This window comes from Rothia sp. HMSC069C10 (assembly GCF_001812205.1).
GTDB lineage: Bacteria > Actinomycetota > Actinomycetes > Actinomycetales > Micrococcaceae > Rothia > Rothia mucilaginosa.
Genome location: NZ_KV808301.1, coordinates 272,057 through 284,969 on the forward strand (window position 1 = coordinate 272,057; position 12,913 = coordinate 284,969).

General features: G+C 61.3%; 9 protein-coding genes. All 9 read right to left on the minus strand.

Translation table 11 applies throughout. From position 1 onward, the window contains the following. Window positions 1-580: 580 nt before the first annotated feature. Window positions 581-1,867 (minus strand): radical SAM family heme chaperone HemW, encoded by a 1,287-nt coding sequence (gene hemW, locus HMPREF2842_RS06085; protein WP_070643378.1) that lies wholly within the window; start codon window positions 1,865-1,867, stop codon window positions 581-583. Between the two features lie 196 nt (window positions 1,868-2,063). After that, window positions 2,064-3,905: a translation elongation factor 4 gene (lepA, locus tag HMPREF2842_RS06090; protein ID WP_371260001.1), complete on the minus strand. Its 1,842-nt coding sequence runs from the start codon at window positions 3,903-3,905 to the stop codon at window positions 2,064-2,066. 96 nt (window positions 3,906-4,001) lie between these two features. Then, window positions 4,002-5,024 carry a PAC2 family protein gene (locus HMPREF2842_RS06095; protein WP_070643381.1) on the minus strand — a complete coding sequence of 341 codons (1,023 nt, stop codon included), beginning with the start codon at window positions 5,022-5,024 and terminating at the stop codon, window positions 4,002-4,004. A gap of 948 nt (window positions 5,025-5,972) precedes the next feature. Further along, the gene (gene rpsT, locus HMPREF2842_RS06100; protein WP_005505969.1) at window positions 5,973-6,236 is read right to left on the minus strand and encodes a 30S ribosomal protein S20; all 264 of its coding nucleotides are present in this window, start codon (window positions 6,234-6,236) and stop codon (window positions 5,973-5,975) included. 261 nt (window positions 6,237-6,497) lie between these two features. Next, window positions 6,498-7,145, minus strand: a complete 648-nt coding sequence (locus HMPREF2842_RS06105) for a type II toxin-antitoxin system PemK/MazF family toxin (RefSeq protein ID WP_070643385.1) — start codon at window positions 7,143-7,145, stop codon at window positions 6,498-6,500. 15 nt (window positions 7,146-7,160) lie between these two features. Beyond that, window positions 7,161-8,195 (minus strand): DNA polymerase III subunit delta, encoded by a 1,035-nt coding sequence (gene holA, locus HMPREF2842_RS06110; protein ID WP_070643388.1) that lies wholly within the window; start codon window positions 8,193-8,195, stop codon window positions 7,161-7,163. A gap of 169 nt (window positions 8,196-8,364) precedes the next feature. Continuing rightward, window positions 8,365-10,326, minus strand: coding sequence for a ComEC/Rec2 family competence protein (locus HMPREF2842_RS06115; RefSeq protein ID WP_246823211.1), 1,962 nt, complete (start codon window positions 10,324-10,326; stop codon window positions 8,365-8,367). A 77-nt stretch (window positions 10,327-10,403) separates the two neighbouring features. After that, the gene (locus HMPREF2842_RS06120; protein WP_070643397.1) at window positions 10,404-11,675 is read right to left on the minus strand and encodes a ComEA family DNA-binding protein; all 1,272 of its coding nucleotides are present in this window, start codon (window positions 11,673-11,675) and stop codon (window positions 10,404-10,406) included. 244 nt (window positions 11,676-11,919) lie between these two features. Beyond that, window positions 11,920-12,885, minus strand: coding sequence for a DNA-binding protein WhiA (gene whiA / locus HMPREF2842_RS06125; protein WP_005505961.1), 966 nt, complete (start codon window positions 12,883-12,885; stop codon window positions 11,920-11,922). Window positions 12,886-12,913: the final 28 nt, after the last annotated feature.

The window sequence follows — 12,913 nt, forward strand, 5'->3', positions numbered from 1 at the left end:
CCCTGCTGGGGATTTTCTTCCGGGGCTTCTTTGCCTAGTGCGCGTGAATTACTGCAAACTCTACCGAATGGTGCTATAGATAATCATTGTTAAACGATCGTGGGCCCCTGTTACCAGGAGCCCACAACCGTATTCACTCAACTTCAGCAAAGACGAGAACACGCTGTTAGACATATACCGTCCTGCCATGACCTATTATGGCACAGCGTAACCTTCAACCACAACTTGAAATTGGGTGTTTTGGAAAATTTTTTCTCGGGAAAGTAATCGAAAAATACGCACCCTAAAAGCGGCATGAAGGAGTGGAAAATTCTTTCGGCTAGTCCAGCACAAATGCAAACAATTAGCACGCCAATGTAAGGTTTGGCGCTCCCCTAAAGTACCCCCAAACAGCCCCGAAAAATTTTTTAAAAGTTTTTTAAGACCCGCAAAAACACCCCGAAATCACCGAAATATTACGGCAATACCGGGGTGCACGCCATTCGCAGGCAGCGTCAGAGAAAAGCATCAAGTGGAGCTGCGACAGACCAGAACCGGAACGCCGCCCCGATTGAAAAGCCCCTTGTCAGACCAATGCTTCTTAGTGTTCCTCGTGCTCGTCAGAGACCTCCGGGAGCAGCTCACGGGTCACAGCGTCGCCCAGAAGTCGCCCCTTGAGGGTCAGTCGCACGTGAGCTTTAGGGTCAGGTTCAGCTTGAGAATTCAAAGCATCAGGCTCAATCAGAGCTTGAGAAACTAGCCAGCGCAACGAGGCGCCCAGCTGCGCCTCATCGTGCACCGCGAGCAGCTCGCGCATCGCCAAGCCCTCACGCACACGGATCATGAGCATAACCGTCTCAAAAGCACGAGTGGCGGTGTCCAGCACCTCACGTGCCGCCGCCGGGGACTCCCCCGCACGCACCTTCTGCGCATACGGCACCGGGTGCTTCACGTTCCACCAGCGGGTACCGTTCACGTGCGAGTGCGCGCCGGGGCCGATGCCCCACCAGTCCTGGTTGCGCCAGTAGGCGAGGTTGTGGTCGCTGCGGGTGTCCTCGCTGCGCGAGTAGTTGGAGACCTCGTACCAGTTGTAGCCGGCTTCGGTGAGTAGCTCCTCGGCGAGCAGGTACATGTCCGCCATGAGGTCCTCATCGGGTATGGTGTATTCGCCGCGGCGGATCTGCGCGGCAAGCTTGGTGCCGTCCTCCACGATGAGCGAGTACGCCGAAATGTGGTCCGGCTCGTAGGAGATTGCGGCGCGAACGCTGCGCTCCCACTGGTGCAGGCTCTCCCCCGGCGAACCGTAAATCAGGTCCACGGACACCTGCAGGCCGACCTCCTTAGCCCAGGCGACGACCTTCGGCACGTTCGACGGCGTGTGGGTGCGGTCGAGTACCTGTAGCACCTCGGGGACGACGGACTGCATGCCGAAGGAGACGCGGGTGAAACCGCCGTCCTTGAGGGTCTGCAGGTCTTCGCGGGTTACGGAGTCGGGGTTCGCTTCGGTGGTGACTTCTGCGCCTTCGACGAGGCCGAATACGTCGATGGCTGCCTGCAGGATGCGCACGAGGTCGCGGGCGGGCAGTTTGGTGGGGGTGCCGCCTCCGAAGAAGACGGTGTGCATGGGGCGTTTTGCGACGCCGGATGCCTCGAGGGTGCGGGCGGCGAAGAGGATTTCTGCGATGGCGTCGTCGGCGTAGGTGCCGAGGCCGATGCCGTCGCCGAAGTCTTCGGTGGCGTAGGTGTTGAAGTCGCAGTAGCCGCAGCGCACGGAGCAGAAGGGGATGTGTACGTAGAGGCTGAAGTCGCGGGTTTCGCATCCTGCCGCGCTGATGGCGGGGATGCGCCCGTCGCGGGGTGCGGGGGCGCCGGTGGGCTGGGCGGGCATTCTGCCTCCTGGAACTAGGTGTGGCGGTTGGGGGAATCAAATATGGGCACCGCGCATGCGGCTACGCGGTTAGCATCAACGGGCGGTATATCAACAGACAGCGTGCAGAGAACCCGGCGGTACACGAGGCACCAGCCGGGTTCTCCACAATCAACAGGTCAGCACACAGCCGGAAAAGCTACAAAGCAGCGAAAGGCTACTTCTTCTTTTCCTTCTCCTCGCTCGAAGACAGTGCCGCAATGAAGGCTTCCTGAGGAACCTCCACACGACCGACCATCTTCATGCGCTTCTTGCCTTCCTTCTGCTTCTCCAGCAGCTTACGCTTACGCGAAATATCGCCACCGTAACACTTCGAAAGAACGTCCTTACGCATCGCACGAATATTCTCGCGGGCAATAATACGCGAACCGATAGCCGCCTGAATCGGCACCTCAAACTGCTGACGAGGAATCAGCTCACGCAGCTTAGAAGTCATCATCAGGCCGTACGAGTACGCCTTATCGCGGTGCGTAATGGCGCTGAACGCATCCACCTTCTCACCCTGCAGCAGGATGTCGACCTTCACCAGGTCGGCCTCTTCCTCACCGTCGAACTTCCAGTCCAGCGACGCATAACCGCGGGTACGGGACTTCAACTGATCGAAGAAGTCGAACACAATCTCTGCCAGGGGCAGGCGGTAACGCATCTCCACACGATCCTCGGACAGGTAATCCATGCCGCCAATCTGGCCGCGGCGAGCCTGGCACAGCTCCATAATCGCGCCAATGTACTCGCTCGGGGCAATAATCGTACACGCCACCATGGGCTCGCGAATCGTCGCAACCTTACCCTCGGGGAATTCGCTCGGGTTGGTCACGCGCTTAGCGTTGCCGGCCTCATCCACCACGTCGTAAATAACGTTCGGCGCGGTCGAAATCAGGTCCAGGTTGAACTCGCGTTCCAGGCGCTCACGCACAATCTCCAGGTGCAGCAGACCCAGGAAGCCACAGCGGAAACCGAAGCCCAGAGCGGCAGAAGTTTCCGGCTCGTAAATCAGCGCGGCGTCGTTAAGCTTCAGCTTATCCAGCGCGTCACGCAGCGCCGGGTAGTCCGAACCATCAATCGGGAACAGGCCAGAGAACACCATCGGCTTGGGGTCCTCGTAACCGCCCAGGGACTCCTGCGCAGGCTTCGCGGCGGAAGTGACAGTATCACCCACACGGGACTGACGGACGTCCTTCACACCGGTAATGAGGTAACCTACCTCGCCCACGCCCAGGCCCTTCGACGGGACAGGCTCAGGGGAAATCACGCCGATTTCAAGCAGGTCATGCTCAGCGCCGGTGGACATCATCTTAATCTTCTGACGCGGCTGCAGGCTACCGTCCACAACACGCACATAGGTGACCACGCCGCGGTACGAGTCGTACACAGAGTCAAAAATCATGGCACGCGCCGGGGCGGATGCGTCACCCTGCGGGGCGGGAATCGCCTCCACAATACGGTCCAGCAGAGCCTCAACACCCTCACCGGTCTTACCCGATACGCGCAGAACCTCGTCCGGCTCGCAACCAATCAGGTTCGCCAGCTCCTCAGCGTACTTGTCGGGCTGAGCCGCGGGAAGGTCAATCTTGTTCAGCACCGGGATGATGGTTAGGTCGTTCTCCATTGCCAGGTACAGGTTTGCCAGGGTCTGAGCCTCAATACCCTGGGCGGCGTCCACGAGCAGAAGCGCACCCTCACACGCAGCCAGGGAGCGGGACACCTCATAGGTGAAGTCCACGTGGCCGGGGGTGTCAATCATGTTCAGCGCGTAGGAGGTACCGTCAACGTCCCAGGGCATGCGCACAGCCTGAGACTTAATGGTGATGCCGCGTTCACGCTCAATGTCCATGCGGTCCAGGTACTGCGCCTTCATATCGCGCGGGGCAACCACGCCGGTGGCCTGCAGCATACGGTCTGCGAGGGTGGACTTACCGTGGTCAATGTGGGCGATAATGCAGAAGTTGCGAATAATCGCGGGGTCGGTCGCCGCCGGAACGGGAGGGTTCTTCGACATGGGTGCCAATCACATCATCCTTTCGAGATGCTGGCTGCGGGTATGGGCATAGTTACCTATCATTTTCCCATACCCGCGCCATATGTGCGAACGGACCTAGCGTTCCGAAGAATCCTCCGCGGAATCCGCACCATCATCGCCAGGATTTACACCCTCGGAGGCGCCGCTGAGGGAATCCAGGTAGCCCTCAATATCCTCGGCAATCACCTCGCCGGAGACAGTGCGCAGAGTCGAATCCATCTTCTGCTCAATCTCACGCACCAGCTCAACCTTCTCGTAGTCCTTCGCCATTTCTTCGGCGAGCTCCGCCTCCCACTCATCAGCGTGGGCACGCAGGCGGTCGTACTCCTCAGACTCAACCTTAATGCCGAGGATGACTTCCAGCGCCTCAATCAGGCTCACGACCGCACGCGGGTTCTGCTGGTCAAAGCTCAGGTACCCCGGGATGCTCATACGCAGCATGACCGAGGAACGCAGGCCGTGCTCGGCGGCGAGCGCAGACATTGCCATCGTCACCGAGGTAGAACCGGTGAAATACTCGTGCAGAATACCGGGAATAGCCGCCAGCTTCTCGTCGTGAGTGGTCAGCGTGTACGGGTACGGGCGGGTGTGCGCCACCTGATCCTCAAAGGTCTCAACGAAGATCGCGTGGTCCACGTGGAGCTTCTTCACGTACTTGAAGAAGCGGGTCATGAACCGCTGCATGCACAGGCTCGGGGCGGGGCCGGTCACCACGAGCAGGCGCAGGCGGCGCTCCGGGATGGTGACCATGTTGTAGAAAATTTTGGGCCACACCAGAACCGTGGATTCGGAGTCGTCATTGTTCAGCAGCTGCGGGGCGACGGAAGCATAGTCGTAGAAGTCGTCCATGTCGAAGCCGGGGCTCTCATCGCAGGGGTCGAACGCGCGGTGAATCACGTCGAGGGCGTCTTCACCGTTGCCCGGGGGTTCCTTCGCGGAGTTGAAACCGACCAGCATGACGGTGGTGTAGTTGTCCTCCTCGGAGGATTCGCCCAGGCCCAGCTTGCCAAGCAGGCCCTTCTTCGCGGGCTGTTCTGTGGAGGCGGGCTTGGCGAAAGCGTCAAAGAGTCGGGCGGGCGGGAAGTTCGGCTGGCTCATCGTTGTCCTTAGCTCGTGGTCGGTTCACCGGGTACATGGGGGTGTATGGAAAGTTGCCGGTGAACCATCGGTGGTTGTGTGGTGTGTATCGGCGATGCTCACTCCCCCGGTACCGTCTATACGGCACTATTGCTAGGGCGCGGGCGGTGTGCGGTACCGCCGATAGTTCCCACTATACGGGCTCTTCCGCAACCCGCAAGCGGTTTCGTCACCGGGCGGGCACCTCCCCGAAATCTGTGCCATAAAACCACAGCGTGCGGGTATAGCAAAAGGCATCCCGCCACTTAGCAGGATGCCTTTCACACAAGTTATGAGGAGTTAGCCGGTGACGCCCCCGACGGTCTTCTAGACCGAAGCATAAAGCCGCGGCCGCCCAAGCATTATTGCCACACCAATAGGCGAGGCTCAGGGTTACAGAGGAATCGTCTAACTCCTTGAGCCCAAGTATACACGAAAATCTATCTTCCTATTTCGTCATTTGTCTTTGTATTACTGGCTTGCTACTACTCAATTGGGTCGCAGGCTGCGGGCTCCACTTCCCAGTCATCAGCATGAGCAGCAAATAGTCACAATTTACCCACTATTTTGAAAAAGGTTTTGCTAGATGCCACCTTTTCTCTTTACGACAGGAACGGCGTTTCACTTAGTTTTAGGTTCCTTACGGGCATAGCAAAAGGCATCCCGCCACTTAGCAGGATGCCCTTCACACAAGTTATAAGGAGTTAACCGGTGGTGCCCCCGATGTCTTCTAGACCGAAGCATAAAGCCGCGGCCGCCCGAGCGTTATTGCCACACCGATAGGTGAGGCTCAGGGTTTCAGAGGGGTCGTTTAACTCCTTAACCCCAACTATACACGAAAAAGAAACCCCCTGCGTTCCCCTTAGAGGAGGGGGAACACAGGGGGTCTCTGCCCTTAAACCAGAGAAGTACTTAGGTACCCCGCAAGTTTTAGAAAGCCTTGTTTACCAGCGCAGCAAGACCGGACTTCTTGTTTGCAGCGGTCTTCTTGTGCAGAACACCCTTGGAAACAGCCTTGTCCAGCTTACGGTTCACAAAACGCAGAGCCTCAACAGCAGCTTCCTGGTTCTGTGCCTCAACAGCAGCCTTGACCTTGCGGGTCGCGGTCTTCAGCTCGGACTTTACAATGTTGTTGCGCAGGCGAGCCTTCTCGTTGGTGAGGATACGCTTCTTCTGAGACTTAATGTTAGCCACAATTAAACTTTCTGTTTTGTCTTATTGGTCGGTGAGGGCGACGCTGGCCGATCATCGACTGAGCGGCGTGGGGATGCCTATGGCAACCGGCCAGCAGTGCCCGATGACCATCGGACACTCAACCACACATAATACCAGATGAACAGCCTCCACGACAGACCCCCGCGGAGAGAAAAATACTGTGAAAACCACTACACGCAGCCTCCACATCCGGCGCAGATAATCGGCACCAGTCGCCGGTGAAACTACCGGCACAGGGTGTTAGCCGTTATGGCGAGTCCACGCACGCTCAATCAGGCGGAACGTATCCTCCGGCATAATCGCACCCTCACGGCGCATCGCATCCGGGCGAACACGAATCACACGGTTCAGCTTCACCTCAGAAGCGCGGCCCTGCGGATCCCACGGACCCGAACCAATATCGAGGTAGTTCGAATCAGCGTGCTCACGGTTATTGTGGTCCTTGCTGGTCATCATCAGCGCCAGCAGGTACTCACCGTCACGACCCACCAGAAGCACCGGGCGGTCCTTACCCTGCGAGTGGTCCTCCTCAAAGGGAACCCACGTCCACACGATTTCACCCGGGTCAGCGTCGCCGTCCAGGGAGGGCGAGTACTCAAAGTTGATCATGTCGCGGTAATCGCCGGGGTAATCCGAACCGTCGGATGCGACGGTCGAAGCCGGTGCGGAAGGCTTAGGTGCCGAGGAAGACTTCGGGGCGCTCGGCTTAGGTGCCGAAGAGCCGGAGGTACGAGCCTCACCCTGACGAGATTCATCCTTGCGGGATTCACTCTTCTGGGAGGACTCGGAGCCGCCCTTAGACGCAGTAGCGTCGTTGAGGGCATCCTCTGCCGCCTTCTGCAGGAAGGGTAGCAGGGCAAAGAAAATTTTCTTCAGAATTTCGAGCATGGGCTCTATTATGCACTACAGTCGCGGAGGTAGAGCAATCGCCAAAACAGCCTGCTCCACCGCATACACCGCGTCCTGCGACTCGCCCTTCAGCTGCGCGTCCGCATCAGCCAGAAGCTGCACAATATGCGCCAACTGGGCGCCGGTAAAACGGCGGCCGTCACGCTGAGCCTGCTCAACCTGCCACGGTGACATACCCACCTCACGCGCCAGCTCGTTAGCGCTCATACGCACGTGGTGCACGCGCGCAATATTGCGGATGCGCATGGCGAGCGCACCCAGCATCGGAATCGGCTCCGTACCGGTGGCAAGGGAGTGGCGGAGCAGACGCAGAGCCTCCGGGGCGTTACCGGAAATCGCGGCGTCACTCACGCGGAACGCGGTGACTTCGGTGCGGCCGCCGTAGTAGCGGTTCACCGCCTCCTCGGTGATTTCGCCGGGTACGTCTGAGAGCAGCTGCTGGCATGCGGCGGCAAGCTCCGCAGTGTCGGAGGCGGAGGCAGTCAGCAACGCCAGAGCGCCACCGGTAATGGGGCGCTGAGCGGCGGCAAATTCTCCCGCCAAGAACTCGCTCTTCTCACGGTCGGTCTTGAGCGCCTTGCAGTTAATGAGCACGAACTGGGAGCGCACCAGGTCGATGAGCTTCTTGCCGCGGTTACCGCCCGAGTGGTTCAGAATGAGCATGATGTCCGGCTCGGGGGCGTTCAGGTAGGCGAGCGTATCGGTCAAAAACTCGTCGCTCATGGAGGCTACGTTCTCAACCTCAATGATCTTCGCCGAACCGAACAGGGAGGGCGAAGCGTGCAGGATCAGCTCCCCCGCCGTGTAGGTGGCGGCGTTAATCTGCACGCGGTCCGCCTCCGGGTGGATGTTGCGGAACAGCTCACGCAGGCGTGCCGCAGCGCGGGAGGCGAAGTACTCCTCCGGGCCGTAGAGCATGACGGCGGGTGCCGGGGTGACGGTACGCCACGCGGTGTCGAGGGCGGGGCCGCCTCGGCGGGCGGAGCCTCGGGAACCACCACGCTGGGTTGAACGCTTACGCTCGGACACGCTTATCACTCGCCTTTATCTGCAGGGTACGGGCTGAACTCGAACCCGCTGCGTGCGGGGGTGCCGCGCGGGTAGAGTCTCGAGTATCCATCATAGCGTTTTCTTCTCAGATGCCTCCTAGCGGTGGTTAGGGGTAGTCGGTCAGGGTTAGATGCCCGCAGTGAGTCGGTTAGGAACGGGCGGGCTGATCGGGGCGCTGATAGGAGGGCGCGGTGCGCGGTACCACCCGCAAATACTGCCGGTGCGTGACCGCGCGGTAGCGGCGCGCATCCACCCACCACAGGGCTATGCTCAACGCCAGCACGCAGAGGGCGCTCCACACCACCGCCGGGACGCTCGAACCGGGCTCCCACGGGTTACCCGGCGCATGCGCGGCAGTGTGTGCCGCCCACTCGATGCCCTGCGCGGCAAGACCACCGGCGCGAAGACACAGATCCGCCGCAGTGGGCAAACCCAGGAGCATGAATCCGAGCGCAACCAGCCCGGCGAGCATACTCAGCGGCGCCAAAGGAGCGGCAACCAGATTCGCCGGAACCGAGTAGAGCGGCACTTTACCGCTCATCGCCAAAATCAGCGGGGTGCACCACAGGGATGCCACGATGGGCGCGGCGAGCATTTCCGCGCAGAACACCGGCATGATGCGCATGAGCAGGCGAATCAGCGGCGGGCCCAGCAGGATCAGCGCGGAGGTTGCCGTCACCGACAGGGCGAACCCCATATCCACGGCGAGGTGCGGGGCGGCAAGCAGACACATCAGCACCGTTGTTTGCAGCGCCGCCAAAGACTGGCGACCCGAACCGCGCAGCATCGCGTAAGCACCGAGCAGGCCCATGGCGAGGGAACGAATCACGGAACCCTCAGAGTCCAGCAGCATGGCGTAGGCGAGCACCGCCGCAACCCCGCACAGCACCATGACGCGGTGCGGAATGGCGAAGGTGCTCAGCCGGTACACGAGCGGCGGCAGGGCGTGGGCATTTGGCGGGGTAGGTTGTTGGGGCTGGGCGGGATTCCGGGGGTACGCGGGGCGGCGAGAACGAGCCGCGCCTCTCCCCCGCAACCGTGCCTTCCAGGACCGAAGCAACAGGTATGCGCTGGCGAAACGGTACGGACGAATCACCAGCACCAGCCGGTACGCACCCAAAAACACAATGGCAATATTCGCCCCGGACACCGCCGTAATATGGCTGAGCCCGCTGAGCTTATACTCCTCCCGCGCGGTGGAACTCATCAGCGAATCATCCCCGTAGGCGGTGCCCAAAACCAGCGCCGCCGACTCCGTGCCGAGGGTGTCCAGGGCGCGGGTACGCAACTGCTCCTTGAGCGTGGACAGGTACGGCTCCTCCGCCGTCTGGTCGGTAGCGTTCGATCCGGCACCGGAGGCGGGCGCGGGAAAAATAGTTGCGCCGCTCAGCTTCGCCGTGGAACCGTTGAACTCCACCGTGCCGAGGGCGGTCACCTTCATGCCCGGATAAATCGCCTGCGAGCGCGCGGTACCGCTCCCCTGGTGCTGAGCTACCGAGCTCGCCGCTGAACTTGCCTCTAGACGCTGCGCGGCGCTCTTTGCCGAACCGTCACGCCGATACACGCGCACCCGCTCATTAACCAGCGCACGCACGCTCCGCCCCTGAATTTCCTCCAGCTTAATAACCACCAGAGTAGTGCGCGGATCCACGCGGCGAACCTGCTCCACCGTGCCATTCAGACGAAGCGAGGCACCCTGCGCCTGCTGTAGGGTGGCGCGGGATGCATCCACCCCCGTAGCGCACAAAAGCACCGCCTGAACCGTGACAATACACGCCAGAAAAACCAGCTGACCGGTCGTGCGAAAGAGTAAGCTGTAGGGCATCACCGCACGCGGCGGAAAGAACAACAGAATCGCCAGGCACCCCAGCAGGGCAATGAGCACGCACGCCAGCGGATGCACCACCCGCCACGTGCCCACAGTCAGCGCCGCCGCGGTAAAAGCCCACAGCGCCAGCACCGTGAAACTCAGGCGAAGGTCCAGGTGAATGAGGCTTCCCTGGGCGCGCAGCTCCTGCTCATCGCGGCGGGTACGCCACCGTTCAGCGCCGATGCTCCAGCGGTAGCGGGCACGGTCATATGCCGTAGCCGCAGACCGGGTGAGGCGCAAGGAACCGGGAAAGAGTTCCCGCTCCCCTGCGTGCTGGCGGTTCTGCAAACGGCTCGGCCTGCGGTTCTGCCGGGGCATTAGACCGTCACCAGCGGGCGCAAATTCTCCAGCATCGACGGACCAATGCCGGGCACCGCATCCAACTCATCCACGCTATGGAAACCGCCGTGCGCCTCACGCCAGGCAATAATGCGCTGAGCCATTGCCGGACCAATACGCGGCAGGGTCTGTAGCTCCTCAGCGGTGGCGGTGTTAATGTTCACCGGGGTTGAGCCCTTCTGCGCGCTGCCTGCAGGAGTTAGCGTGCGTGCAGGATGAGGCTGAGTGCCACCCTGCGAAGCGCCGTTCTGCGATGCACCATTCGCCGCGTTACCCTGACCCGCATTCGCCGTGCCACCGTTGGGCTGAATCTGCGCCGGAGCAGCCGTCTCACCACGATGCGGCACATAAATCTGCACCCCGTCACTGAGCGCACCGGCAAGGTTCACGCGGTCCAGGTCAGCATCCGCTGCGGCACCGGAGGCGGCGGCAATCGCATCCACGGCACGACCCTGCGCGGGCAGCGTGTACACGCCGGGGTTGTTCACGGCACCCGCCACGTGTACCCGCACGGTAGCCTCACCGGAGGCGCCACCACCCTGCGCGGATTCACTCGGATGAGCGCCCGGCTGGGCAGTAGATTGAGTAGCGGACTGGGTGCCGGGTTGAGTTCCGGGGCTCTGCTGGGCACCCACCGCCTGCACCGACTCGGCAGAAGCGCCCGGGGAGGCGACCTGCTCGGCACGCGGCGCCGCCGAAAACTGGGTCACACCCCACACCACGGCAACCAACGCCAACACCGCCACCAGAAGCAGCACGCGCGGCGACAAGCCCCAACGGGCACTGCGGGTGGTGCCGGGCTGATCGGCCTGCTCCCACTCCGCCCAGTCGTCCACCTCGTTCCAATCGGGCTGCTGATCCCAGTCAGCCCAACCATTCGACTCCGGCTGGGATGCCGTGGGCTTGCTGGTAGGTACAGGGTCGCCGGTAGGTACGGGCTGGCTCGCCCTGGGTTGTGCGGTGCCGGGCTGAGAAGAATTAGGCAGCGAAAATTCAGGCTGCGGTGCCTCAGCTTCTTCGGCAGCTACCTCCGCGGGCGTTACCTCAGCGGCAATAGCCAGCGGCACGGTGTCCTCGGCATCCGGCGCACCGTTCTTGCGGGCGCGGGGGCTGCGGTAGAGGCTGTTCATCAGGGAGCGGGCGCTACGCTGCGCGCCGCCCTGCTGGGTTGTGTTGCCAGGCTGGGCTGCGCTGTCCTGCGCAGGGCTCTGTACAGCGTTCTGGTCGGGGTTGGGGGTCATGCTCGTCATACCCCTACCCTAGGCTCACGCGCGCGAACGCACGAGCGCGAACAAAGAACCTGTGGATAACTCCCCTCGAACAACGAGAAAGAAGCTATCCACAGGCTCATTTTTGAAAAATATGCGGTTTTTGTTCAAAAACGGCGGGTTTCGGTTTGTCATAAAACCGTCACAAACACCTCAGCCACATGCCCAGACACAAGCACCGCCACACGCGCAGACCGCGCCGCACAGACCAGAATCTAGCCCTCGCTTAGTCCTCACGCGGCAACTCAGTACCCGGAACGCCCAGCTCCGAAGCACGCTTATCAGCCATCACCAGCAGGCGACGAATACGGCCCGCAATCGCGTCCTTCGTCATCGGCGGATCAGCCAGACGACCCAGCTCATCCAACGACGCATGCTTATGCAACACACGTAGCTCACCGGCATAGCGCAGATGATCCGGCGCCTCATGACCCAGAATCTGCAGGGCACGCTCCACGCGAGCGCTCGCCGCAACAGCCGCCTGAGCGCTACGGCGCAGGTTCGCATCATCAAAATTCGCCAGACGGTTCGCGGTCGCACGAACCTCCTTGCGGGTACGCGCCTCACGCCACGTGGTCAGGGTGCCGGTCGCGCCCATACGCTCCAACAGCTGCGAAATCGTCTCGCCGTCACGCACCACCACACGGTCCGTGCCGCGCACCTCGCGTGCCTTCGCAATAATGTCCAGGCGACGAGCCGCACCCACCAGCGCGAGCGCCGCCTCCGGACCGGGGCAGGTAATTTCCAGGGAGGAGGAGCGACCCGGCTCAGTCAGCGAACCGTGCGCCAAGAACGCACCGCGCATGACCGCCTCGGCGTCCTGCAGGGAGCCGTTCACCACAGCCGGCGGCAGACCACGCACCGGGCGGCCACGCAAATCCAGCAGACCGGTCTGGCGAGCCAGCGCCTCACCGCCGTGATCCACACGCACAATGTAGCGGCCGCCTCGACGCAGGCCACCACCGCTGACGCTGGTCAGCTCAGAGTCGTGGCCGTAAATCTCCGCGATGGTGCGGCGCATGCGGTGGGCGGTTGCTTCGTGGTCGACCTCAGACTCCACCACGATTCGCCCCGAGACAATGTGCAGGCCTCCGGTAAAACGCAGAATCGTAGAGATTTCTGCCTTACGAGCAGAGACTTTCGTTGCCTCGTAGTTGGCGAGTTCGTCCTTGACGAGCGTGGTTAATGCCATGAACAGGTCCTTCTGGGCGTAGTGTCTA

Excerpts from the sequence above, each read along its gene's own strand:
- hemW (WP_070643378.1), bottom strand. The coding sequence starts at position 1,867 with ATGCCCGCCCAGCCCACCGGCGCCCCCGCACCCCGCGACGGGCGCATC.
- lepA (WP_371260001.1), bottom strand. The coding sequence starts at position 3,905 with ATGTCGAAGAACCCTCCCGTTCCGGCGGCGACCGACCCCGCGATTATT.
- HMPREF2842_RS06095 (WP_070643381.1), bottom strand. The coding sequence starts at position 5,024 with ATGAGCCAGCCGAACTTCCCGCCCGCCCGACTCTTTGACGCTTTCGCC.
- HMPREF2842_RS06105 (WP_070643385.1), bottom strand. The coding sequence starts at position 7,145 with ATGCTCGAAATTCTGAAGAAAATTTTCTTTGCCCTGCTACCCTTCCTG.
- HMPREF2842_RS06120 (WP_070643397.1), bottom strand. The coding sequence starts at position 11,675 with ATGACGAGCATGACCCCCAACCCCGACCAGAACGCTGTACAGAGCCCT.
- whiA (WP_005505961.1), bottom strand. The coding sequence starts at position 12,885 with ATGGCATTAACCACGCTCGTCAAGGACGAACTCGCCAACTACGAGGCA.